Annotated in this window: 18 protein-coding genes; 2 read left to right on the top strand and 16 right to left on the bottom strand. The window is 66.9% G+C overall.

What is annotated here, in order from left to right; all coding sequences use genetic code 11:
- Nucleotides 1-25 precede the first annotated feature (25 nt).
- Entirely contained in the window at nucleotides 26-547 is a 522-nt protein-coding gene (locus KUV38_RS09770; protein WP_222469863.1) for a hypothetical protein, read from the top strand.
- Nucleotides 548-562: 15 nt separating this feature from the next.
- Here the strand turns inward: KUV38_RS09770 and KUV38_RS09765 are convergent, their stop codons facing one another.
- The 4 genes from KUV38_RS09765 to KUV38_RS09750 form a co-directional block, all read right to left on the bottom strand.
- Complete coding sequence (locus tag KUV38_RS09765) at nucleotides 563-1,546, bottom strand: hypothetical protein (RefSeq protein ID WP_222469862.1); 984 nt, start codon at nucleotides 1,544-1,546, stop codon at nucleotides 563-565.
- A 62-nt stretch (nucleotides 1,547-1,608) separates the two neighbouring features.
- Nucleotides 1,609-3,828 carry a S8 family serine peptidase gene (locus KUV38_RS09760; protein WP_222469861.1) on the bottom strand — a complete coding sequence of 740 codons (2,220 nt, stop codon included), beginning with the start codon at nucleotides 3,826-3,828 and terminating at the stop codon, nucleotides 1,609-1,611.
- A gap of 48 nt (nucleotides 3,829-3,876) precedes the next feature.
- A complete protein-coding gene (locus KUV38_RS09755; RefSeq protein ID WP_222469860.1) occupies nucleotides 3,877-5,022 on the bottom strand; it encodes a phosphatase PAP2 family protein in 1,146 nt (381 codons plus the stop codon).
- A 25-nt stretch (nucleotides 5,023-5,047) separates the two neighbouring features.
- Nucleotides 5,048-6,748, bottom strand: coding sequence for a FlgO family outer membrane protein (locus KUV38_RS09750; RefSeq protein WP_222469859.1), 1,701 nt, complete (start codon nucleotides 6,746-6,748; stop codon nucleotides 5,048-5,050).
- Nucleotides 6,749-6,903: 155 nt separating this feature from the next.
- On the opposite strand from KUV38_RS09750, the gene KUV38_RS09745 reads away from it, so the two are divergent.
- Nucleotides 6,904-8,172, top strand: a complete 1,269-nt coding sequence (locus KUV38_RS09745; RefSeq protein ID WP_315898610.1) for a glycerate kinase — start codon at nucleotides 6,904-6,906, stop codon at nucleotides 8,170-8,172.
- A gap of 14 nt (nucleotides 8,173-8,186) precedes the next feature.
- Here KUV38_RS09745 and KUV38_RS09740 read toward each other — a convergent pair whose 3' ends face one another.
- The 12 genes from KUV38_RS09740 to KUV38_RS09685 all read right to left on the bottom strand — a co-directional run bounded on the left by KUV38_RS09740 (nucleotide 8,187) and on the right by KUV38_RS09685 (nucleotide 23,187).
- Complete coding sequence (locus KUV38_RS09740) at nucleotides 8,187-8,354, bottom strand: hypothetical protein (RefSeq protein ID WP_222469858.1); 168 nt, start codon at nucleotides 8,352-8,354, stop codon at nucleotides 8,187-8,189.
- Between the two features lie 217 nt (nucleotides 8,355-8,571).
- The gene (tssH, locus tag KUV38_RS09735) at nucleotides 8,572-11,382 is read right to left on the bottom strand and encodes a type VI secretion system ATPase TssH (protein WP_222469857.1); all 2,811 of its coding nucleotides are present in this window, start codon (nucleotides 11,380-11,382) and stop codon (nucleotides 8,572-8,574) included.
- Nucleotides 11,383-11,414: 32 nt separating this feature from the next.
- Entirely contained in the window at nucleotides 11,415-12,500 is a 1,086-nt protein-coding gene (gene tssG, locus KUV38_RS09730; RefSeq protein ID WP_222469856.1) for a type VI secretion system baseplate subunit TssG, read from the bottom strand.
- Nucleotides 12,497-14,458, bottom strand: coding sequence for a type VI secretion system baseplate subunit TssF (gene tssF / locus KUV38_RS09725; protein WP_222469855.1), 1,962 nt, complete (start codon nucleotides 14,456-14,458; stop codon nucleotides 12,497-12,499). Before tssF ends, tssG begins: the two co-directional genes overlap by 4 nt.
- A complete protein-coding gene (locus KUV38_RS09720) occupies nucleotides 14,455-15,009 on the bottom strand; it encodes a type VI secretion system baseplate subunit TssE (RefSeq protein ID WP_222469854.1) in 555 nt (184 codons plus the stop codon). Before KUV38_RS09720 ends, tssF begins: the two co-directional genes overlap by 4 nt.
- 315 nt (nucleotides 15,010-15,324) lie before the next feature.
- Nucleotides 15,325-15,813, bottom strand: coding sequence for an Hcp family type VI secretion system effector (locus tag KUV38_RS09715; RefSeq protein WP_222469853.1), 489 nt, complete (start codon nucleotides 15,811-15,813; stop codon nucleotides 15,325-15,327).
- 197 nt (nucleotides 15,814-16,010) lie between these two features.
- On the bottom strand, nucleotides 16,011-17,501 hold the full coding sequence (tssC, locus tag KUV38_RS09710; RefSeq protein ID WP_222469852.1) for a type VI secretion system contractile sheath large subunit: 1,491 nt from the start codon (nucleotides 17,499-17,501) through the stop codon (nucleotides 16,011-16,013).
- A gap of 90 nt (nucleotides 17,502-17,591) precedes the next feature.
- Nucleotides 17,592-18,125, bottom strand: a complete 534-nt coding sequence (gene tssB / locus KUV38_RS09705; protein WP_222469851.1) for a type VI secretion system contractile sheath small subunit — start codon at nucleotides 18,123-18,125, stop codon at nucleotides 17,592-17,594.
- A gap of 95 nt (nucleotides 18,126-18,220) precedes the next feature.
- Nucleotides 18,221-19,585, bottom strand: coding sequence for an ImpA family type VI secretion system protein (locus KUV38_RS09700; RefSeq protein WP_222469850.1), 1,365 nt, complete (start codon nucleotides 19,583-19,585; stop codon nucleotides 18,221-18,223).
- 233 nt (nucleotides 19,586-19,818) lie between these two features.
- Nucleotides 19,819-20,334, bottom strand: coding sequence for an OmpA family protein (locus tag KUV38_RS09695; RefSeq protein ID WP_222469849.1), 516 nt, complete (start codon nucleotides 20,332-20,334; stop codon nucleotides 19,819-19,821).
- Between the two features lie 137 nt (nucleotides 20,335-20,471).
- On the bottom strand, nucleotides 20,472-22,076 hold the full coding sequence (gene tagH / locus KUV38_RS09690; protein ID WP_222469848.1) for a type VI secretion system-associated FHA domain protein TagH: 1,605 nt from the start codon (nucleotides 22,074-22,076) through the stop codon (nucleotides 20,472-20,474).
- A gap of 508 nt (nucleotides 22,077-22,584) precedes the next feature.
- Nucleotides 22,585-23,187, bottom strand: coding sequence for a DUF6931 family protein (locus KUV38_RS09685; RefSeq protein WP_222469847.1), 603 nt, complete (start codon nucleotides 23,185-23,187; stop codon nucleotides 22,585-22,587).
- Nucleotides 23,188-23,189: the final 2 nt, after the last annotated feature.

Genomic DNA, 23,189 nt, shown 5'->3' with positions numbered 1-23,189 from the left:
GATGCAAGAGGAGCCGGCCACGTCCATGAACGGCAGGTTCGATCCGGTGACGTTTGATCAGATGAAGGGTCGGGTCGGATCGATCTTGCTTCTGTGGTCGCGGATCGAGCGGGCGGTGGATGCCGATATCGAAGCGCTGGGGGGCGCGGCCCACAGGCCGGGCGAAGGGTTTGCGCAGAGGCTGGCGGCCTGGGAGCGCCTGCTGGAAGAGGCGGATGCCGGGCGGCGGTTCGAGACGGATTTCCGTACGGAGGTTCTGGCGCGGATCAGGGCGGTACAGGACATCAGGAACCGGCTGTGCCACGGGCTGTTGGGGGTAACGGCCGATCCGAGTGGGCATTATGGCGATGCAGAGCTGTGCACCGAGTTGAACGGCGAGGTGCGGGCCTATGGCCGCGATGCGCTGGATCGGTGCCTCACGGTGATGGCGCATCTCGATCGTGCGATCGGTGCGGTCGGTAGTGTGGCACGGGAACCCGATGACGCGCGCGCGTCTGCTCTCGTGGCCGCGACGCGCGGCAATCATATGCCGGAGTGGGATGGGTAACGCGGCTGGAGCGGTTCAGGCCAGCGCTGCCTCCCAAGCCTCCAGCGTGCCTTCGGGGGGCGTTTCCTCTTCGGAGAAGGCCATATCTTCGCTGCCGAAATGCGCCACGAGGCCGATGAGGCCTTCGGCGAGCAGGCGGGCGGCGAGGGGGCCGAGGCGGCCGGCGGCGCCCAGCAGGGCCTTTTCGCGCCAGAGATAGAACCAGAGCGGCGTGCGCTTGTGCAGATCGTGCTCCACCAGCACGGCGCCGGCCTCGCCGCGGCAGAGGTCGGCCCGCTCCAGCCGGGGCATGAGCGGGAATTGCCCGGCGCGGGCGGCGTCGGACTGGCGCAGGGCGGTGAGCACGCCTTGAGCGGTGGGGATGTTGAACCAGTAGGAAAGCGCGAGGTGGCGCGAGGAGGGCTGGCGGAAGGGCGCGGCGGAGAGCAGGGCGACGCCGAACTCCAGCGGCAGCACCGGGCCGCCGGGCACGGAGGCCAGCAGCGGGGCGCGGGCGGCGCGCACGGCCTCGAGCAGCGGGACATCGCAGAGCAGCGGGAGGAGCCGGTGCAGCAGGAGCCAGTGCATCGCGCCTGCCGGATCGGGCAGGGGGGCCAGCGCGTCGGCCAGCCGTGCGGCGGGCGGGGGCAGCAGCGGGTCGGGCCGGGGGGCGAAGAGATGCGCCTGGGCGAGGTAATGGGCCATAGGCTCGCGGTCGAGCGGGACCAGCCCCTCGCTGGCGAAGACCGGCTCGACAATGCGGGACCGCTCGGTGGTGACGAAGCAGAGTAGGGCCTGCGCGGCCAGCGGCACGAGGGCCAGCACCTCGGTCAGCGGGCCGGAGGAGGCCATCTCCTCGGCATCCATCGCATCACCCAGACGGGTCAGCAATTGGTTGAGGCCGAGCCGCTCTTCACTGGCCGCATCGGGAAAGAAATAGCCCGGATGCAATGCGCCTTCGGGAGGGGGGACCTCTTCGGGCCGTGGCCCGAACTCGCCGTTCGCCAGACAAATCCTCAAATCCAGTTTCCTTCACCTGACCCTGTGCAAATCGACAGGGCCTGCCAACCACTCAAACTTCACTACCGATGCACCGCCACACCGCTCGATTGCGGTGGCAGGGCACGGGCGCCCAGCCGCGCCTGATGCTCTGCCTCATTGGCCGCGGGCCAGAGTGCCGGGCCGGGTGGGGCCAGCCCGAGGTAGCCGTCGGCCAAGAACCGGGTGTATTGCGGCGCGGCGACGGAGCTGCCGTTCATCGGCATCCGGCTGCCCGAGGCGGCGCCGGCGCCCAGCACGCCTTGCATTACCAGCGAGCGGTCGCCCTCTGCGGAGGCATCGGGGCGGCGCATGTGGGGCGCGGCGGAGGCGCCGTAGAGCGCGGCGGCGCGTTCGGGTGCCAGACCGATGCGCTCGTAACCCGGTGCGCCGGGGGCATCGCCGGCCGGGGGAAAGCCGGAGGAGAGGTGAGGCGCGCGGGTCACGGTGGGGCCGACCACGGTGCTGCGCCGCCCGGTGGCGATGCCATTCAGGCTGCCGGAGCGGAGCACAACGGAAGCGCCGTTGTCATAGTCTGCGGGGCCGGTCATGGCATCCCAGCGGGGGTAGGCGGGATCGTCGAAGTAGCTTTGCCGCCCCGGCCTGCGGTAGCCCAGCGGCGCGTCATCGCGCTGGATCCACGCCTCAATGCGTTGCTCGTCGGTGATGCGCGCGCGCAGCTCCACCGTCCAGAGGCCGGAGGGCGCGGGCCGCCGGCCCACGGAGGGCGGCATGCAGGAGGGGGCCAGCGCGATGAGCACGCGCTTCTTGCGGGCCACGCCGTCGAGCGCCTCTTGCCCCTTTTGCCGGTCGAGCGAGATGCGCCCGATGACGGCGGCGGGGTTGCCTGCCGGGTGGATCACCACGGCCTGACTGGCCGAGAGGCCGGTGACGCGGGTGGCGGTGCCGCCGGGGGGCGTGAGCCAGAGCTCTACCCCGGCGGCGGTGCGGGGCATCCAGAGTTCGAGGAAGTTGGAGCTTTCATCCCCCGGTTGCACGCGCCACGGCAGGGTGAGCACGGTCTTGACCGAGGGGCCGGCCGGATCGCCCGGCTTTTCCGCGTGGCCACGCGCGGCGAGGCGGTTGCCGGAGGGCAGCACGACCTCCACCTCGGCCCGGCCGGGCTTGGTGGGGAACTGGCGCGCCAGCCGTTCGAGGTGGGCCTGCACCAGCGTGTCGATTGCCCGCTCCAGAAAGTGCAGCCCGTTGTGCGGCCCGCCGGAGAGCGAATAGGAGAAGTTGATCACCACGGGGATCGGGAAGCCCTCGGCCAGCGACATCAGCCAGGCCCGGTCGAGGATATGCGCGGCACCGGCGAGTACGAAGGGCGACATGAAGGCGCCGGAGGTGTTCATCGTGACGGTGGCGGGCAGTTGCACGGTGAGCAGGCGCAGGTGATCGGGGCCATCCCCCGCTGCCAGCGAGGCCACGTGAGTGCCGTGAGAGAGGCGGTGGGCCACGGTGTTGACGCCCGCGCGGGCGTAGTCGGCCAGCCCTAGCGCGTGGAGCTGGTCGATCTCGGGCTTGGGGGCGAGGGCAAGCTGGGCGTCGATCTCGGCCTTGGTCAGCTCGCGCCCGAAGGGGACGGTGGTGCTGCCTGAGGGCGCGGCGGCGTCTTGCACCCATGCAAAATCGACCCGCGTGCCGGTGCTGCCCCGGAAGGCGCTGTGGAGCGGATTGATGCCATCGTCGATCACCCCGACGATGGTGGTTGTCGCCTCGGGCAAGTCTTGGGCGGTGTATTCCATTGTGCGCGTGGCGCCGGTGGGCAAGGAGATCTTGCGCAACGGCGCGCGGAAATGGAGCGTGTCGCGCGAGCCGGGCTGGGCCTGATCCTCGGCCTCTTCCGCCTCTGCCGCGGCCAGTTCGGCCCGTTCATCGGGCGGGGGCGCATCGGCCAGACGTTTCTCGCCGCCCTCGGCAGGGGCCAGCTTGCTGAAGCGGTTCTGTGCCGGGTCGAAGGGCGCGATGGACTGGAAGGTGGCCTGTGCGCTCTCTACCCCGCCGTCGATGTTGACCGAGCGGGTCAACAGCACAACGTCGGTTTCGCCCTCCACGCGGAAGGGCTCGGGCAGATCCTCGATGTCGCCCGCCTGCATGGTGTCGACGGTGAACATGTAGCGGAAGTCGTGGGGATCATCCCGGTCTTCGGTTGCGGTCAGGTCGAAGTCGAGCGCGTATCGCAGCGACCATGCCGAATAGGGATCGAACATGGCGGTGACGCGTTCCGGGTCGTCCTCGGGGGTGAAGCTGATCGTGGTCATTGGCGAGGCCTTCTGAAGCGGGGGAGGACAGGAGCGGGCGGGCCGGTGTCAGGCCCATTCCTCCCGTGCCTTCTCCCAAAGCCATGCGAAGAGCGGGGCATTGGTGACGCCGCCGACTGCCGCGGAGCGGGTGATGAACGTGCCGAAATCGGAGGGTTCATCGGCGGTGAAGTCATAGACGCTGGAGAGGTGATAATCGGTCGTGGCCCCGGCGCCGCGGCCGTCGAACTCGGTTTGCTTCACAACGGCATCATCCGCCCCGGCCCGCTGGGCGAGGTAATCGGCCAGCGCCAGCCCGAGGGCGGCCCCGGCGATGCTGTCGACCGGGAAGTGGACGCCCGCGACGGTGCGGTTGACGGCGATGCGGGCGGCGGTGGCCAGCAGCAGCTCGGTTTGCTTGGGGGTTTGCGCCTTGCCCTTCATCAGGTGGAAGAGGATGCGCGCGACGGCGTGGTTTTCGGTCGCGTGGCCGGAGGGCAGGGCGCCGTGGCCCGGCGTCTGGATCAGCGGCATCATCTGGCCCGAGTAGCGATCGGGGCGCAGGCAGGCGAGGCGGTGCTTGACCTGAAGCACCACGTTGGAGGCGATGGCCTGACAGAGCGCGATGAGCTCAAGCGTGTATTTGTGCAGCCCCTGACGCAGCCCGAGGATGGGGGCGAAATACTCGGTCGGGTAGCCGACCTGCCCGAGGATCTCGCCCGCACGGTCGGCCCGCAGATCGGCGTAGTTATGCACGATCTCGGTTTGCGCCAGAAAGTCCGCCGGTGAGGGGCGGGTCAGCTTGACCAGCCGTTCGTAGCCGGTTGTGGGCGGATTGTCGGCATCGCCGCCGGTGGTGGTGAGGTGGAAGACCGAGGCGCTCTCGCCCGAGCCGATCACCCCCAGAGAGCCCATCAGCTCGCCCGCGATCATGATGATCCGCTCGGTTGCGCCCCATTCCTTGAGGGTGTCGAGCGAGTTGGCGGGCATCGGCGCGGGCGGGTTGGCGAGCGCCTCGTAGGGGCCGATGATGCCATCGCGAGAGGTGAGGATGGAGATCGACAGCCCGCCGCCGCTCACCCCCGTCACCCCGGTGACGCCTGTCACGCCCGTGACCCCGGTGACGCCAGCCACCCCGGTTACGCCTGTCACACCGGTCACACCCGTGACGCCGGTTACTCCCGTGACCCCTGTCACGCCCGTTGAAATAGACATTGCACCCTCTCCGTTAAAACATTTTTCAATTTGGTATTCCGGCTTCGCGCATGGCTTGGGCCCAGACGCGCCCGATTTCGAATTCGGCGGCCGGGTGGTCGCGCATGTAGCCGCGGATGTTGAACCCCGGGTCGGCGCGCAGCAGCGTTTCGGCGGACTCGCGGGCCTCTTCGATGCGGTCGAGGTGGTAGAGCGCGACGATGCGGGCCCGCAGGGTCGAGACGTGGCGGCGGTTGGCGCGGATCGAGCGGTCAGCCAGCTCGAGTGCGCCCTGATAATCGCCGCCCGAGAGCTTGGCCGCCGCGCCGAGCGCGTCGAAGAAATAGCCGTGCGGGTCGAGCGGTGAGAGGGCGCGGGCGCGGTCGGTGAAGGTGATCGCGCGGGCGCCGTCATCGGTGAAGGCGTGGAGCGTGCCCTTCAGCAGCCAGGCCATGGCGTTGTTCGGGTCGATCTCGATGGCCTCGTCATAGCGGCGCATGGCCACGTCGTGCCGCCGCAGGAGGTTGTTGTTGACCAGCCCGTCCATGGTGAGGGCAAAGGAGTTGTCGGGTTGGATATCGAGCGCCCGCGCGGTGTATTCGCGCGCGGTGGCGGTGTCTTCATCGAGCCGCGAGGACCAGCCCTGCACCACCGAGAGGCAGTGCCATTTGCCCATCCAGCCGTGCAGCATGGCGCTGTCGGGCACGCGCTCGATCACCTCTTCGAGGTAGGTCTGGGACTTGGCGAAGCTTTGCACCGAGAGGCGGTGCATGAGGGTGATGGCGCTCATCAGCAGAGCGTGGCTGTCGACATCGGGCAGCGGGGCGGTGGCGGCGAGGTCGAGCGAGGTATCCATCACCGCGCGGCCGATCTCGCCTGCGAGGCCGCCGACCAGATCATCGCCGCCGCGCAGGAAGTCCGCCAGCGAGCTGGACATCTCGCGGGTCCAGCTGATGCGGCCTGTCTTGATGTCGATGAAGTCCGCGTTGAGCATGATGTGGTCGCCCTGGGTGCGGTAGTTGCCCGCGACCACGTAGTCGGCATCGAGTTTTTCGCGGATCTCCTCCAGCGCCACCGAGCGGGCATCTAGCGTGCGGCACGACAGGTGGGAGATCACATCGAGCATGTGGCTGCGGGAGAGCGAGCGCGAGATCTCCTCGGAGATCATGTCACCCAGCTGCACGGGCCCCTGATAGCCGCGGGCGGTGGCGAAGGGCAGGATGGCGATGGAGGGTTGCAGGTGAAGACCGCGATTGAGGATCTCCTGCGCGACCCGGCCGGGCCGTGTGCGGGCGACGGCGGAGAGCATGGTGCGGTTGCTCTTGCGCTGGGTCTGAATCCACTCCTCGAAGCCATCTTCGGAAATCTCGGTGCCTTCGAGAAAGTCGCCATCCTCCAGCGTGCCGGTGATGCGGATGCGCTCAAGGTGCAGCCGGACCTCGGAGTTGTTGACCTCGAAGAGGTCGACGAAATCCTCGCCGAAGAGGTTGCGCAGGTCGGTCAGGGCGCGGCGCAACGAGGCGCGGCCGTGCTCGTGGCCGGAGCGGCCCCAGAGCATGTCTTGCAGCCAGGCGCGGGTGCGTGTGCCTTCGGGCGCGGTGGCCAGCATGGCCAGCATGGCGCGGATCTTGGTGGAGCGGACGCGGATTTCGTCGCCATCTTCCCAGGAGAGGGCGAACACCCCGAAGAGGCGGATGCAGATGACCCGGACCTCGTCAGTTTGTGGCTCCTTCTGCGCCTGAGTCATGAAACTCCCCCATGGCAATGACCCCACGTTAACCGGCTTTCCAAATTGGGGAAGCCCGCTTCACGCTTTATTCACGTTAGCCGAAAGCGGGTGCCAGAGCGAGGTTTTGCGCCTTGCCTCTGGCGCTCGGGGGCGGCTTGGGGAAAGGTGCGCGCATGATGGATGAAAGCGAGAGTGCGCATGCCGCGCGGGCGGCGATGCGGGGCGAGGCGGAACTGATCTTCCGCGCGGGGATTGCGGCGGCCGATCCGGGCGCGGCAGTGGCGCGGGCGCTGGAGGCGGAGGGCTGGCAGGGCCGGTTCGTGATTGCAGTGGGCAAGGCGGCCCCCGCGATGATGCGCGCCGCGCTGGAGCGGGTTGGCCCGGTGGAGGCGGCGCTGGTCGTGACCAACCCGGAAAACGCGGTGGAGGTGCCGGGGGCGGAGGTGATGATCGCCGCCCATCCGGTGCCTGACGCGGGCGGCCTCGCGGCAGGCGAGGCGGTGCTCGATATGCTGGCGCGCGCGGGCGAGGGCGAGCGGGTGCTGGCGCTGGTTTCGGGCGGCGGCTCGGCGCTGCTGCCTGCGCCGGTGGAAGGCCTGAGCCTTGCCGACAAGGCGGCGGTGAACGCCGCGCTGCTCGCCTCGGGCGCGGATATTCACCAGATGAACCTCGTGCGCCAGCAACTCTCACGGCTGAAAGGCGGCGGCTTCTTGCGGGCGGCGGCGCCGGCGGAGGTGCGGGCGCTGGTGCTCTCGGATGTGCTGGGCGATGACCTCTCGACCATCGCCTCGGGCCTCACCGCGCCGCCGAGTGGCAGCCGCGAAGAGGCCGCCGAGATGTGCCGCAGCCTCGGGATCTGGGAGCGCCTGCCGGAGCCGGCCCGGCGGCATCTGGAACGACAGGCCGATGAGCCGCCCGCGCTGCCGGCGGCGCAGAACGAGATCATCGGCTCCAACGGCGTCAGCGTGATGGCGATGGAACGCGCCGCGCCGGGGGCACGGGTGGTGCTGGAGCCGTTGGAAGGCGATGTGGAAGAGGCTGCCCGCGCGGTGATTGCGGCGGGCGAGATGGGGCCGGGGATCACGCTGTTCGGCGGCGAGACCACGGTGAAGCTCTGTGCCGACCCCGGCATGGGCGGGCGCAACCAGCAACTGGCGCTGAAAGTGGCGGAGCTGGCCGATTGGCCGGGCGAGTGGGTGTTCCTGTCCGGCGGGACCGACGGACGGGATGGCCCGACGGACGCCGCGGGGGGCATGGTGGATCACGGCACGCGGGCGCGGCTGGCGGCGGCGGGCAAGAGCGCGAGTGACTACCTTGCGCGCAACGATGCCTACCACGGCCTCAAGCTGACGGGCGATCTGCTGATGACGGGCGGGACCGGCACCAACGTGGCCGATCTACAGGTGCTCATCCGGCGCGAGCCGGGCAAAACCAGCTTCTGACGCCGCAGGGTGGGTTACTCGCCCTCGTGGCCTTCAGGGCCGGTGTCGATCATCCAGCCGCCGGGGCCAGCAACGCTGTCGGGCAGGAAGTGCGACACGGTGTAGAGAATCTCGCGCAGCAGGACGCAGACGAGAAAGGCGGAGATCACCTGTCCAACGGTGATGGTGGTCAGAAATTCCATTTCGGGTTCCCCTGATGACGTGAAGGTAAACTCCGGGTCAATTGGGGCAGAAACGAGACAATCGCGCGACAGCGGGTGGGCATTTTCACCCTGACGGCGAGTTGACGTTGGGTCATGCTGTGTGGGGTGGCGCCGAACGGGGCTTCGGGGTGCCGCGCGCGGGGCGTGGGGTGCCATCCCGGCCCCCTGAGATGAGGGCCGGGATGGGGTGTGCCGGTCAGGCGAGCTGGTAGTCGAACGCTTCGTCTTTCACGTCGACGGTGACGGATTTCAGCTCTTCGCCGCCCACGGCCTTGGTCAGGATCGCGCGGGATAGGTCGGGCAGGATGGTTTGGGTGATGATGTTGTCGATCATCCGGCCGCCCGAGTCCGGGTCGTTGCACTGGCTGACGATGTGGTCGATCACAGCATCGGTGTAGGTCATGGTGGCGCCGTGGTTGGCGCGCACGCGCTTCACGATGGAGCCGATCTTCAGCTTGGTGATCATCGCCAGCACATCCTTGCCGAGCGGGTAGTAGGGGATCGTGACGATCCGGCCCAGCAGCGCGGGGGGGAAGACCTCGAGCAGGGAAGGCTTGAGGGCATCGGCCAGCGCCTCGGCATCGGGACGGGCCTCGCCCTGCTGGCACATATCCATGATGACATCGGTGCCCGCGTTGGAGGTGAGCAGGATCAGGCAGTTCTTGAAGTCGATCGAGCGGCCCGAGCCATCCTCCATATGGCCCTTGTCGAAGACCTGGAAGAAGAGTTCATGCACGTCGGGGTGGGCCTTTTCGACCTCGTCGAGCAGCACCACGGAGTAAGGCTTGCGGCGCACCGCCTCGGTCAGCCTGCCGCCCTCGCCGTAGCCGACGTAGCCCGGAGGCGCGCCCTTGAGCAGGGCGACGGTGTGGGCCTCCTGATACTCCGACATGGCGATGGTGATGATGTTCTGCTCGCCGCCGTAGATCGCCTCGGCCAGCGCCAGCGCGGTCTCTGTCTTACCCACGCCGGAGGGACCGGCGAGCATGAAGACACCGATGGGCTTGCCCGGGTTGTCGAGCTTGGCGGTGGAGGTCTCGATGCGCTTGGCGATCATCTCCAGACCGTGATCCTGCCCGCAGACGCGCTCCTTGAGGCGGTCGGCGAGGGTGAGGATGGCCTGCACCTCGTCGGCCACCATGCGGCCCACGGGGATGCCTGTCCAATCGCCGACCACGGAGGCGACGGCCTGATAATCGACGTGGGAGTAGATCATCCGGTCGTCGGCATCGCGGGCATCGAGCTCGGCCACCTTGGCCGCAAGGGCCTCGCGCAGCTTGGCGGCGTCATCCCCGGTCGCGGGGGCGGCGTGCTCGGGCGCGATCTCGACCGGCTCGGCGGGTGCGGCCTCTTCGGGGGCATCACCCTCGGCCTCGGCGGCCTCATCGGCGGCGTCCTGCGCGGCGTGGGCCTCTTCGGGGGTGGGGGGCACCTCGCCGGGTTTGTCGACCGGGAGCTCGGCGGAGCCTTCGCCCGTGAGCTGGGCGCGCAGCTCCAGCACCTCCTGCACGATGGCCTTTTCGTCCTCGTACATCTTTTCGGCGGCGGCGAGATCGGCCTTGGCCTTCTCGATCTCTTCCAGCACCTCGGCTTTGCGCTCTTCGGCGGTCTCGCCCAGCTCGGACTGGCGCTCCTTGCCGAGAAGCTCGGCCTCGAACTTGGCGATGGTCGCCTTGAGGTCGGCCACGCGGGCGGGGGTGGTGGACTGGCTGATGGCTACGCGGGCGGAGGCGGTATCGAGCAGGCTCACGGCCTTGTCGGGCAGTTGCCGCGCCGGGATGTAGCGGGCCGAAAGCTGCACAGCGGCGACGATGGCCTCGTCGGAGATGCGCACCTTGTGGTGATTTTCCATCGGCGACATGATCCCGCGCAGCATGTAGCAGGCGCGCTCGATGTCGGGTTCGTCCACCGTGATCGGCTGGAAGCGGCGGGTGAGCGCCGGGTCTTTCTCGAAATACTTCTGGTATTCCATCCAGGTGGTCGCGCCGATGGTGCGGAGCGTGCCGCGGGCGAGGGCGGGCTTCATCAGGTTGGCGGCATCGCCGGTGCCTGCCGCGCCGCCTGCGCCGATCAGCGTGTGGGTCTCGTCGATGAAGAGGATGATGGGGGTGGCGGAGCCCTGCACCTCGTCGATCAGCTGCCGGAGCCGTTGCTCGAACTCGCCTTTCATGGATGCGCCGGCTTGCATCAGGCCCATGTCGAGGCTCATCAGGCGGTTGCCCTGAAGCTGCGGCGGCACGTCACCGGAGGCGAGGCGCTGGGCGAAGCCCTCGACCACGGCGGTTTTGCCCACCCCGGCCTCGCCGGTGAGGATCGGGTTGTTCTGGCGGCGGCGCATCAGCACATCGATGATGTTGCGGATCTCGTCGTCTCGGCCCACGATCGGGTCCATCTTGCCGGAGGAGGCCTGCGCGGTGAGGTCGACGCAGTAGCGATCCAGGGCGGTGGTGCCGGTGGAGCCGCCTTCGGCCCCGCCACCGCCGCCACCGGTGGAGGACAGGCCGGAGCCGTCCATCGGGCGCTGGTCATCTTCTTCCGACAGGGCCCAGACGCCGCGGGCGTCATTCACCATCGTCTCGACGTTCAGCCCGCCGAGGGTGGGGGAGCATTCCTTGAGGGCGCGGAGCAGTTCCTTGCTCTTGAGGGTGGCCACCAGAAGGTGGCCGGTGCGGATTTGCGGCTCGGCGAAGAGCAGGGTGCCGTAGTGCCAGCCGCGATCCAGCAGGTCGATCACGCCCTCGGCGAAGCCGGGCATCTCGGTGACGTTCTTGCGATACTCGTCGATCTTTTTCTGCAGCTCGCCCAGCACCTTGGAGCGGTCGATGCCGTAGTTTTCGAGCGAAACCGAGATGTCGCTCTTCTGGTTGGCGACCATGTGGTAGAACCAATGGGCCACCTCGACGTTGCGGTTGCCCTCGGAACGCGCGTGGCGGTGGGCTTTCATGAAGGCGTCGTAGCCGGTGCGGTTGAGCTTGCCGGCGACTGTTTCGAGGCTCACGTCTGACATTTTTTCCGTCCCTGTCTTAAATGCTTGTCTTGTTACTCGGTTTGAATGCTGCCGATCACAGCCTGATGAAGGCTGAACCGGGCGTCTGAAACATAATCGTCCGCACTGGTGCCCTTGTCGTCGGCCTTCAGCGGCGTCCAGGTGGTGTAGCCCAGCCGCCCCTTGGTGCCGAGCTGCGCCTTGGGGCACAGCGGGCGGGGCAGGGCGAGTTCGACATCGAAATCTATCTGCTCGCCCAGGTAGAACCTTACCATATCGGCGAGCCGTTCAAACATGTCTCCGCCGGGCAGGAAGCTCTCGTAACTGTCGAGCGCCTCGGTACGGATTTCGATCACCGCCTTGTCGTTGATCGAATAGACCCGGCGACCGGCGTAGGTGTTGCGCCCGAGGTCGGCGCCCTGCTGGCCGATGCGCGAGAGGTCGCTTTCCTCGAACTCCAGCCAGATGCCCTCGCGCTCGCGGATCTTCACGTCGACGCCGAGCACGCCCTCCAGCACCTGCTGGAGCCGCTTGGCCGATTTGACCCGGCTCGCCATGACCCCGGCGAAGGGCAGCTTGGCGATGTCTGGCACGCGATCACGATCGCGGTAGGGCGCGGTGCCGATGCCGATCATGGAGCCGACATAGGCGGCGAAGCGATCTTCCTCCGGGCGGTCGAACTGGGCGATGGGGCGGGCATCGGCCCATGTGCGGTGGAAGAGCTGGAGGAAGCGGGTGGCGAAGATGTCGGCGAAGCGGACGAAGGCATCATCGCCCGCCTCCTGCCAGCGCATCGCCTCGACGGTGGTGAGGATCGGCAGCGGCCCCTGCGGGCCGAAGAAACCGAGGAACTTGGTCCGCAGGCGTGGGACTTCGCCCTCGCGGACCTCGAAGGCCTTCACGTTGGAGGCGGGGAAATCGAGGAAGGGGTCTTGCCCGACATCGACGATTTCCTGCGCCAGAACCTGACTGCGGCCGATGCGGGGCTTGTCGGGATACATCCGCTCCAGCTCGCGCAGGAGGGCGTGGATGTTGAAGCGGTAGGGCTCGGCCTCGAGCATGTCGCGCCGGGTGCGGGCCTCTTCCAGCGGCAGGGGCGCCTCGTCGCCAGCGGCGTCGTCTTTCGCCTTGGCGCTCACAGCAGCGGCCCGGTGCCGGAGCGGGGCGGAAAGCGCATCACCTCGCCGCGGCTGTCAGAGACGAGCACGGTCTCGGTGAAGCTGTTCATATGGGCGTAATCGGCGAAGAACCGGTCGAGCACGGCGCCGAGCAGCATGATGCCGGTGCCCTCGAAGGCGCGCTCGTCGAACCGCAGGGTGACCTCGGTGCCGCGGGCGGCGTGGTAGCCATCTTCGCGGCGGAGCGAGCGGGTGATCGGGCGGGAGCCGATGCCGGTGATGCCACGGATCTGCCGCTCGGTGACGGAGTCGCCGATGTCGGAGAACAGGCCGAGAAGCTCGCGCAGGCCCCCTGCCGGATCTTCGGCATGGCGGTCCTTGAGGCCGAGCTGGTTGAAGCTCAGCAGGTTCACCAGCCGCCACATGACCTCGCCGTGGTGGCCGATGCGCGGATCGTTGTGATCGAGATCGGCGATGGAGGCGCGGGGCGGGGTGGGGCCGGAGATGCAGGCCAGCGGCACGTTCACATCGTCGGTCAGCCGGAAGTCGACCTGGCTTTGGCCGATGGGCAGCTGCTGGACGAGATGCCGGTTGGAGCAGAGCGCGATGACCTGAAGCCGCTGCACGCGCTCCTCGTCATCCAGCCCGGCGGGCTCGTAGATGCTGAGGTAGGTCTCGGTGCCGACGTAATCGCCGCCAAAGCCGAAGCGCCGCTCTTTTTCTGTCAGGCGACGGGGCTTGCGGGTGTGGTTGTAATAGAGCGCATCAGCCGGGCGCACCTCGCCATCGGGCTGGGAGTAAAGCCGGTTGACCTCGACCTTTTTGCGCATGCCGGGATAGTGGGCGTAGACCTCCTTGATGCGCTGGACCTCGTAGTTCACCGAGGGGCTGGAATCCGGCACCACGAGATACTCGTTGAACTTGGGGTCGGGGCGCACGCGGGAGCAGCGCTCCTCGAAGAGGTTCACGGCGGGCGCGGAGTAGAGGCGGAAATTGTCGGGCTCAATGAGTGCCGCCAGCTTGGGCTGGCTCTTGGAGAACTCGATGAGCACGTCGAACATGGGGGCGGGGATGCGGGCCAGCAGGCGCTTGAGACCGCGCATCCGGAAGCCGAGGAATTTTTGCGGCAAAATCCAGTATTCGCGCAGGTGCGAGAAGCCCTCGAAGATCTTGTCTTCCTCGGGGAAGAGCCGCTCGTCCTCGCGGAAGCCGACCTGCTCCAGAAAGCCGGGCGGGCAGGGCAGGAACACCGGGTCACCGGAACGGTCGAGGTAGCGCAGGGTGATGCGGCAGGTGTCTGCGAAGAGCTGCTCGTAGAGGGCGACCATATCGGCGCGGGGGCCGTTGAGATAGACCGGCAGCTCGTTGCAGAGCACCTCGTTGACCAGCGCGGGCTTGTCGCCCTTCTTGGGGGGCAGCTCGGGGTCACGCTCGGAGTTGTCGGTGCGGCGCACGAGGCGGAGGCGCAGGCCAGCCGCTGTCTGGCGCATCACGTCGATGCCGAGCGCCTGCATCGGGCCGGGCGACGGCATGTAGGTGGCGGTATCCAGCTCCAGTGGCCAGAGCGTGAGCGGGGCCGAGAGGCGGAAACGGGCGGAGACGCGCTGCTCGCGCTCGACATAGGTGGCATCGAGATAGGAGCCGGCCTTGAAGCCCTCTCCCTTGATCAGATCCTTCTCGGAGAAGTCCGGCTTGGCCTGCACGATCATCGCCGAGGGGGTGGGCGCGAGGTAGTCGGGCATCAGCTGTTCGAGCAGGGCGTTGGTGAAGGTCTCGAACTCGCCCTGAATTGCCAGCTGCACCCGCGCGGCCATGAAGGCGGTGCCCTCGAACAGCCCGGCGAGGCCGGGATCGAGCTTGTCTTCGGTCAGCCCGCCAAGGCGCTCGGCGATGCCCGGATACTCCTCGGCAAACTCCTTGGAACGCTCGTAGAGCACGGCGAGTTCGCGGTTGTAGGCATTGAGAAATTCGCGGTTCATCCGGCGCCTTCGATATTGGAGAATTTCATCTTGCCGGAGCCTACGTCGATCTCGGCGACGAATTCGAGCGGAATATCCACCGGCTTGCAGGCCATTTCGGCGTTGATATCGAACATCAGCTTCTGGTTCACGTCGTCGAATTCCTCGCGCAATTGCACATCCATGCTTTCGGGCACGAAACGCGGCTCGTGGTTGAGCAGGGCGCGGGCGAGTTGCTGGGGCACGCGCTGCACGCGGATGTCTTCGGAGGTGAGGTTGGAGAGGTCGACGACGCCGTAGTTGAGGATCGACTTCTGTACGTAGTCGAGATCATCCACATCCATGACGGCATCGAGGTTGATGGTGTTGGCGAGCTGCACGAGATCGAGCTCGAGGTTGCGCTTGAGCTGCGCCTCGTTGGCGCCGCGGCGACGCACGGCGGCGCGGTCTGTCAGCACGCGCTGACCATCCTGGTAGGTGGTGCCGTCGATCTTGGCATCGCGCGCCCGATGGGCCTCGCGGAAGGCATACATGATCGGGATCTGGAGCTGCTGCTTGGAGTCGCGTGCCATGGGCGCCAGGGGTCCTTGCCAGAGTGCTGAAATCGGCTCGCCCGGAAAACCGGCCCGGACGCAGCGTCAACGATAGCGGGCAGGGGGCGGGCCGTGAAGGGGGAAGGGGGCGGAGAAATTTGTGAAAAGCGTGTGAGACCTGTGAAATCGCGGGCGGTGAATGAGGCGCAAGATGGCGGGCCAAGTGCTTGAATGCAAGGGGTTTCGCGCCGAGCGCGCCGCCCACGGCGCGACCGGGAAAAGCGAAAGGGGCGCATCGCTGCGCCCCTTTGCAAACTTTCCGAGCGGGCCCGCAGGCCCGGCCTGGCGTGAGGATCAGGCCTCGGCGCCGGTGGCCACGTTGTAGCCGGCGGTGGTGGTGCCGGTCTCGGTGCCATCCTCGGCCTGGATTTTGTACTCGCAGTTGATCTGACGGTAGTTCAGCGAGAAGCTCTCGGTCATCTGGTCGTTGCCGCCGCCGGCACCGCCGAAGCTCTGCGACGTTACGATGGCGTCGGTCAGCTTGATGGTGAAGTAGGGCATCGGCTTGCCGCCGGTGGCCTTGGTGGCGTGCACGTCAACCGTGGCGTAGTGCTGGCCGAGGCACAGCTTCTTCATCAGGTCGGTGGAGCACTTGTCGGTCAGCTTGGTGGCCATCAGGTCACCCATGGACACTTTGCCCGAGCCGCCGCCGCGACCGGTGTGCATGGTGCCGGACTGCGAACCGGAGAAGGACATGGAGAGCAGGTCGATCCAGCCTTCGTAGCCTTCGACCACGCATTCGCCGTCAACACCATCGAGTTTCATGTAAAGAGCGGTAGCCATTAGTTGATCTCCTTGTGGTTACCTAGTGGAAGCAAATAACTTGCCGTTTTTGAAATAAAGACCGGTAATGCTCGGTCCTTACTGAGATGGGAAGCAGGGCCTCCCGTTGCAAGGTTCCCCAACACATTTTTTTTACGAAATCGTGAGGGAACCGAACGGGCCCTGCAAAAACAGGGCCCGAAACGCTTGAGAGTGGATCAGCCGCCGGAGGGCAGGCGCGAGACGAGGCTCATGCCGATGTCCATGCCTTCCATCTGGAAGTGCGGACGGAGGAAGAACTTGCCCATGTAATACCCAGGGTTCTCCTCGTCGGGGACGATCTTGATCTCGGCGCCAGCGAGCGGGCGCTTGGCCTTGGCGGTCTCGGAAGAGTTCTTGGGGTCGCCGTCGATATACTGGGCGATCCAGTTCTTCAGGTCGCGCTCGAGCACGGCCTCTTCCTTGGTGGAGCCGATCTGGTCGCGCACGATGCACTTGAGGTAGTGCGAGAAGCGCGACACCGCGAAGATGTAGGGCAGGCGGGAGCTGAGGTTGTCAGCCGCCGTGGCCTCGGGATCGACGAAGCTCTTGGGCTTGTAGAGCGACTGGGCGCCGATGAAGGCGGCCTTGTCGGTGTTCTTGCGGTGCACCAGAGAGATGATCCCGGCCTTGGAGAGCTCGCCCTCGCGGCGGTCGGAGATGGCGATCTCGGTGGGGCACTTCTGATCGGTGGAGCCGTCGCCGGTGTCGAAGGTGTGGGTCGGCAGGTTGATCACTTCACCGCCCGACTGCACGCCGCGGATGCGGACGGTCCAGCCATACTCCTTGTGGGCCCGGGCGATGTTGGCCGCCATCGCGTAGGAGGCATTCATCCAGGCGAACTTCTTGCCCTCGTGGCCGTCGGTCTCTTCTTCGAAGTTGAAGGCCTCGACCGGCAGGCTGTTCTGGCCGTAGGGCTCGCGGGCCATGACGCGCGGGGCGGTCAGGGCCACGTAACGGGAGTTTTCGCTCTCGCGCAACGACTTCCATGCGGCATAGTCCGGGGTCTCGAAGATCGAGCCCAGATCGGCCGGCTTGTTGAGGTCGTTCCAGGTGTCCATGTTCAGCAGGCCGGGGTCGGCTGCCGAGATGAAGGGCGCCATGGAGGCGGCGGCGATCTTGCCGAGGTCACGCAGCAGGCGCACGTCGGCGGCGGAGTGATCGAAGTAGTAGTCGCCGATCAGCGCGCCGTAGGGCTGGCCGCCCAGTTGGCCGAACTCGTGCTCGTAGATCTGCTTGAACAGCGGGCTCTGGTCCCACTTGGCGCCGGGGAAGGAGCGAAGCTCGCGCTCGAGTTCCTTCTTGGAGACGTTCAGCACCTTGATCTTCATGGTCGCGTCGGGCTCGGAGTTCATCACCATGTGATGCAGCCCGCGCCATGCGCTTTCGATCTGCTGGTAGCCTTCGTGGTGAATGATCTCGTTGACCTGCGTGGTCAGCTTGGCGTCGAGCGCCGCAATCATCTCGTCGACGGTGTCGAGGATGTCTTCCTTGATCACGGTGCTGTCGGCCAGCGCCGTTTTCACGAGGGTGGACACCGCGTTTTCCACCTCGGTGGCGGCGGTGTCGGAGCGGGGTTTGAAGTTTTGCTTCAGCGCGGCGGAGAAGGCATCGAGTTCATTGACTTCACCACCTGCGGCGCCGGCTTCCTTTTGGGCTTCGGTTGCCATGTGTCTGGTCCCTGTCTTTGGTCTGGTGCCGGGCGGGCGACCCTTGCCTGGTCGCGACCGCCCGTAAGGTTACGGGGCGGGGCGGGGGGCTCAGGCCTCCTCGCCACCTTCCTCGTTGTCATCGTTGATGTCGGCGCGCTTCTCGGCGAGCAACTTCATCAGGTCGGGATCATCGAGCAGCTTGCGGAGCTGGTCCTGCGCGCCGGACTTGCCGTTCATGTAGCGCTGGAGGTTGGCCAGCTCGTCGCGGGCATCCAGCAGCTTCTTGAGGGCGGGCACCTGCTTGGCGATTTCGCCGGGGTCGAGGTCGGCCATCTTCTTGAAGTTGAGCGACACGCCCAGCTTCTCGCCGTCCTCTTCACCGAGCTTGTTGTCGACGTTGAAAGACACGCCGGGGGCGACGGCCTCCATGTAGTCGTCGAAGTTTTCGGTATCGACCTGAGTGAACTTGCGCTCGGCCATCGGGTCTTTCTCGACTTCGGAGGCGTTGCCGGAGAGGTCGGCCATGACGCCCATCACGAAGGGCAGCTCGACGTTCTTTTCGCTGTCGTACGGGTCTTCGTAGGCGATCTGAACCCGGGGCGGGCGGTTGCGTTTGATGAATCGGGTTGCTGAATCAGCCATGTGAAAATCTCCCTAATACTTAAGCAATTGAAGCCACGTGGCCCCTGCTTTGTCAAATGTTTTGCCCCCGCGGAAGGGGGGTGGCTGACCGTGCGTCAGCCGGGTTGGTCCATGTGTTGGAACAGGTCACTGAGTATCGACGAAAAATCCCGGTTGAGGTAGGTTTTCGCCTTGAAGAGCAGCACCGGGACCGGGCTGGAGGGCTCGGTCTGGCGAAAGAAGTTTTCGACCGCGGAGATCAGCGCGGCGGCCTGCTCGCGGTTCTCGCAGACGACGGGTTCGGCGGGGCCGGTATCGATCGGCACAGTGCCTGCGGGCATCTCGTATGAGGCGAGTTGGGACAGCTTGCCGAAGTCGAGCATGAAGCCCTCCTTCGAGCCGAAATCGACGATCGCGTTGTTCGACATGCCGGGCAGCAGGGTTTGCAGCGCCTCGGTCAGCGGCTTGCCGAAGAGGTCCTGGGCCTGACGAATCAGGAGCAGGGCAGGGGCGGAGGGCTCGACGGAGGCGAAGTAGGCCTCGATCGCCTCCAGCGCGGCCTTGGCGGTGGCGTGATTGGGCACCGGGCCGACCATGACCGGCGGGCCGGACGACACGCGGGCGCCGGCACCGGAGACGGCCACGGGCGCGCCGCCCTCCTCGCCACCGGCCATCTCGCCCTCGGCGCCTTCTTCGGCTCCGGCGGCATCATCGGCACCGGTGCCGGCAAGATCGGGGCGGGCCTCGTTGAAGAGCTGGAGCATCTCGCGCAGCACTTCTTCGAGATTGTCGAACTGGGGCGCGAAGGCACCGCTGTCGGCCACCATGCAGGCGCTCTTCATCGCGGCGCAGGCGGCCTGCGCGCCGGTCAGCGCGGCATAGATCTTGTCGACCTCGCCAGCGTTGTCGGCGCTTTGCAGGGCGGTCATGATCGCGCCTGCATCGGCGGCGGCCTTCTCGGTGCCGCGGGGCTCCTTGGCGCCGGTCGCGAGCTGGTAGTCGCGGAAGGCGAAGCGGCCCGCGCGGCGGTCTTCCAGCAGGGGCGCGTGCTCCAGCGGCATGACCACCTGGCCCATCTCGTTGAGCAGTTCGATCGCGTTGCGGCGCTCGGTGGCGTCACCCTCGTCGATCTTGGGGTTCACATCGGCCCAGTAGCGCTCCAGCAGGCCTTGCATGGCCTGAACGCAGTCGGAAAATCCGACGATGCGCCCGGAGAGGATCTGGAACTGGGCCTGAAGCGACAGCAGGCGGAGGCAGCGGGTGCGCTCCAGCAGCTTGTCCATCGCTGCGACTTCTTTCTTGATGTCGATGTTCTTGCGGTCGAAGACCTCGCCCGTCTCTGCGCTGACGATGTAGCGCATGGGCACCTTGTCGATCGCCTCGAAGTAATACTCGATGTAATCGTCGTCGTCTTCGAGCAGCAGGTCGGGGCCGCAGGGCTGATCTTCGGAAATCGGCTCGAAGAGGTTGTCGTAGCGCATCTGTGTTCCCGTGGGACTTCCCGTTGAGTGGGCCTTAAATCGGGGTGCCCTCGTGGGGAACCCTGCATCGTTCGGCGGCGATACTGACCCGATAAGACCCGGAGGTCACTCAAAAAATTTCGGCACGCGGCCGGTTAAACGAAATTTTCACCATAAAGAAACGCCGCCCCGGTGGCGGGACGGCGCTGAACTGTGACGCTGCGGCATGGCCCGCGCGATGACGGCCCGCGCTTTTACTGAAGATCGATCCGCAATTCGACGCGGCGGTTCTCCGGGTCCATCGGGTCGTCGGTCCGGGGCGTGGTCTCGCCGAAGCCCATGGCCGAGAGCCGCTCTTCGGTCACGCCGAGGCTCACGAGGTAGGCCTGCACTGCGGCCGCACGGTCCTCGGAGAGGTTGCCGTTGTACTTTTCGGTGCCGCGCGCGTCGGTGTGACCCTCGATCATAAAGCGGGCCTTCTTGAGGCGCTCGTCCTCGAAGGCCTGAGCCACCACGGCGAGGGTCTCTTTCGCCTGGTCGGTCAGCTCGGCGCTGTCGAGTTCGAAGTTGATCATCATGTCCATGCCCTTGGGCTTGGGCGGGGCACATTCTTCGGCGGTGCCGATGCAGATGCCGCGGTTCAGGCCCAGGTCGGCGCTGTCGACGAGAAAGTTCGCGACATCGTCGGCGGAGTAGGGTGTGGAGGACTGGGCGCCCGCAGCAAGCGCGGAGGCTGCCACCAGAGCAGAAGAGAGGAGCAGGTTGCGCATTGAAATCACCGTTTGTGTCAAAATCCGTAGCGTCAACCTATGAATTCAGGGCCATTTTGTCAAGGAAAGGCCCTGAATTTAACGGTTTTGTCACGTTCGCCGGAGCAGCCTGAAACGCCGCTCGCGAGAGCCCGAAGTCACTGATTTTCGGTCTGTTCCATCACGTCGTCATAGCTCTCGGAGAAGTAGGCGAGGAACACGTCGAGCATGCCGTTGTCGTAGGGGTGCGTCTTGGCATCCCAGCGCTCGACGTAGATCTGCCATGCGCGGGCATCCTTGGATGAGAAGCGCCCGGCATCGACCTTGTCCTCGACAGACTCGGGGCTCATGTCTTCCAGCAGCCGCGCCAGCGCGGGCTGGAGCGCGGCGTGGACGGCGTATTGGTGCATCTTGATGTCGTTGAAGCTCTTCTGCACCGTTTCGGAGCCGCGCATGTAGCCCTGACGGCCCGCGCCGAACATGACCTCAAGCTGCTCCTCGGCGGAGGGCATGAACTTCAGCGGGTTGTTGGCATCGGCGCCGATCATCGTGCGGGAGCCGGATTTGAGGCTCTGCTTGGTGGCGGCGCGGGCCTTCAGCAGGCCGCCCAGTTCACCGACCATGATCCGCAGGGCGCGGCCGATCTCATGGGCCACGGCGCCCGGATCGGGGCCTTCGAAAGCCTTGGGGTTGATCCCGGCACCATCGGCGATGGCTGCAAGAAGGCCGGAGGCGTCGCCGACCGACCCGGCCTTGGGCGGCGGGGCGGAGGGGGCCTGCACCGGTGGGGCGGCAAAGGCCTCGGCGGCGGGCGCGGTGGGGCTCACCGGCGGCGCGGCGGCCGGTTGCGGCGGCGGCGGTGTGGGCTGCGGCGGTTGGGATTGCTGCGGCGGGGCAGGCTGCGGTTGCGGCGGCTGCGAAGGCGCGGCGGAAGGGCCGGGGCCAAAGGGCGAACCGGTGGTTTCGGGCGGTTGCTGCTGCGGCGGCGGCGCGGAGGGCGCATCGGCTGAAGGGCCGGGGCCGAAGGGCGAACCGGTGGTTTCAGCCTGTGGCGGCTCGGGCGCTTGCGGCGGCGGTGGGGCCGCGCCGAACGGTGAGGCGCTCTCTTCGGCGCTGGGTTGCGGCGGAGGCGGGCTTTGCGGCGGCGCGGAGGGCGCGGGCGCGGCCCCGAAGGGCGAGGCGCTGCCGCCACCTGCGGCGGGGGGCGGGGGCGTGCCGGTTTCGCTGCCGCCGAAATCGGGCAGGTCGATGTGCTGGTCGCCGAAGTCGGGCAGGCGCTCGGCCCCTGACCGGGAAGTAAAGTCGCCCTGGCTAGGCGGGGCGGCACTGCCGCCGACAGACCAGATGTCACCGCCGCCGCCACCGCCGGAGGGCGGCGTATCAAAGCCCGAGGGGCCGGGCTGCGCGGGGGGCGGGGTCTGATAGGCGGGGGCCGCGGCCTCTTGCGCGGCGGCGACCTGCGCCACCACGAGGTAGTGGCCGATCTGGAGCTTGTCGCCCGATTGCAGCTGGTAGGGGCTCTTCACCCGCATCGAGGCGCCGTTCACGAAGGTGCCGTTGGTCGATACGTCATAGAGCCAGTAGGCGCCGTTCTCGTAGCGGATTTCGGCATGGCAGGACGACACGAAGCGGTTGGGGTCGGGCAGGGTCCAGTCCATCGCCGGGTCGCGCCCGATCTCGAACCCGCCCTGGGTCGTCGAAAACTCGATCGGCCCGCCATCGGGGAGCGAGGGGAAATTGTCGATGCGAAGGGTAAGGGTCATGATCGGCGCCGCTCGGAATGTGCCCCCTGCGGGAGGCTTGAAATCTATGGTCCCACTAGAGTTACGGCGCAGGTGGGGTTGATGCAAGCCCGCAGGCCCGGAGCGGGCCGGGTGCGCGGCATTTGAGAAACGGAGGTGCAATGCGCAGAGCGCCTTTGGGATCAATCGTTTGCGTGGGGAGGTTCAGGTAACGGGTGAAGCGGGATGGCGCAGCTGTGAAGGAGGCGGCGGGCCCGTCCCGGGGCGCGTGGGCGCGCTGCCCGGCCGGTGGCGTGCCGCCGCCTCCAGGGCCGCCTTGACCGGGCATCTCCAGCCTGCCCGGTCTGCGGCAGGTCTCCCTCGAACCGGGGCGCGCCGGCTGCATGGTGGCGGTCTTGGGTGCCGCCTGAGGCCGGCCTGCCGCGCGGTGGCGGCAAGCTCGGGTCACGCCCATCAACTCGTATGATGCCAGCCTGAGCGGCTGGCGCACTGATGCCATGGCGGGCCGCGCCGCAGCGCCGCCTGCGTGTCAGCCCTCTTCGGTGAGCAGGAGTGCCATGCGCACGAAGCGCTGCAGATGCTCGCCACGGGTCGCAATATCGAACCGGGCAAGGGCGGAGAGCAGCCCGGCGTTCACCGCGCGGGCCGTCAGGAAGGGGGGAGGCGGCACCGGCGGCACTTCGGGCCCAGCCATCGAGCCGGAGGACCAGCCCGCGCCGAGGGCGACCCAGACGCCGGGCGATTTGACCTTGGCCTCCATCGCCGCATCGAGCGCCTTGTAGCGCTTGTCTTCATCGGGGTCGCCGACCCATGTGGCGGCCAGCGCCAGCATGTCGAGATCGGCCTGCTCCAGCTTGTCTTCGATCTTCTTGAGGCATTCATGCCCCCACCACACGGCAAACCGGCGGGGCAGGACATAGGCGCAATAGGTCAAGGCCTCTTCGGGCGTGTCGCCCTCGGCCAGCGCACCGATGAAATCAACCGAGGAATGACCATTGGGACGTGCAGTCACGTCCTCTTCGATCTCGGGGATCGCGTCATACAGCTCCTGTGCCACCTCGAAACGCAGGTTTTTGCGTTTCGGGGTGTCGGTGGTGCCGGCAATGACCGTCTTTTGAGAGGAGTCCCCCACGT

Source organism: Vannielia litorea (genome assembly GCF_019801175.1).
Classification (GTDB): Bacteria; Pseudomonadota; Alphaproteobacteria; order Rhodobacterales; family Rhodobacteraceae; genus Vannielia; species Vannielia litorea_B.
The sequence above is the reverse complement of the archived record's forward strand: the minus strand, read 5'-3'. Positions and strand labels throughout refer to the sequence as shown.

What these genes read in the sequence shown, in the direction of transcription:
- KUV38_RS09695 (WP_222469849.1), bottom strand. Translation starts at nt 20,334, where the DNA reads ATGCGCAACCTGCTCCTCTCTTCTGCTCTGGTGGCAGCCTCCGCGCTT.
- tssC (WP_222469852.1), bottom strand. Translation starts at nt 17,501, where the DNA reads ATGGCAACCGAAGCCCAAAAGGAAGCCGGCGCCGCAGGTGGTGAAGTC.
- KUV38_RS09715 (WP_222469853.1), bottom strand. Translation starts at nt 15,813, where the DNA reads ATGGCTACCGCTCTTTACATGAAACTCGATGGTGTTGACGGCGAATGC.
- KUV38_RS09745 (WP_315898610.1), top strand. Translation starts at nt 6,904, where the DNA reads ATGATGGATGAAAGCGAGAGTGCGCATGCCGCGCGGGCGGCGATGCGG.
- KUV38_RS09740 (WP_222469858.1), bottom strand. Translation starts at nt 8,354, where the DNA reads ATGGAATTTCTGACCACCATCACCGTTGGACAGGTGATCTCCGCCTTT.
- KUV38_RS09720 (WP_222469854.1), bottom strand. Translation starts at nt 15,009, where the DNA reads ATGGCACGCGACTCCAAGCAGCAGCTCCAGATCCCGATCATGTATGCC.
- KUV38_RS09755 (WP_222469860.1), bottom strand. Translation starts at nt 5,022, where the DNA reads ATGTCTATTTCAACGGGCGTGACAGGGGTCACGGGAGTAACCGGCGTC.
- KUV38_RS09750 (WP_222469859.1), bottom strand. Translation starts at nt 6,748, where the DNA reads ATGACTCAGGCGCAGAAGGAGCCACAAACTGACGAGGTCCGGGTCATC.
- tssF (WP_222469855.1), bottom strand. Translation starts at nt 14,458, where the DNA reads ATGAACCGCGAATTTCTCAATGCCTACAACCGCGAACTCGCCGTGCTC.
- KUV38_RS09760 (WP_222469861.1), bottom strand. Translation starts at nt 3,828, where the DNA reads ATGACCACGATCAGCTTCACCCCCGAGGACGACCCGGAACGCGTCACC.
- tagH (WP_222469848.1), bottom strand. Translation starts at nt 22,076, where the DNA reads ATGACCCTTACCCTTCGCATCGACAATTTCCCCTCGCTCCCCGATGGC.
- tssB (WP_222469851.1), bottom strand. Translation starts at nt 18,125, where the DNA reads ATGGCTGATTCAGCAACCCGATTCATCAAACGCAACCGCCCGCCCCGG.
- tssH (WP_222469857.1), bottom strand. Translation starts at nt 11,382, where the DNA reads ATGTCAGACGTGAGCCTCGAAACAGTCGCCGGCAAGCTCAACCGCACC.
- KUV38_RS09770 (WP_222469863.1), top strand. Translation starts at nt 26, where the DNA reads ATGAACGGCAGGTTCGATCCGGTGACGTTTGATCAGATGAAGGGTCGG.
- KUV38_RS09700 (WP_222469850.1), bottom strand. Translation starts at nt 19,585, where the DNA reads ATGCGCTACGACAACCTCTTCGAGCCGATTTCCGAAGATCAGCCCTGC.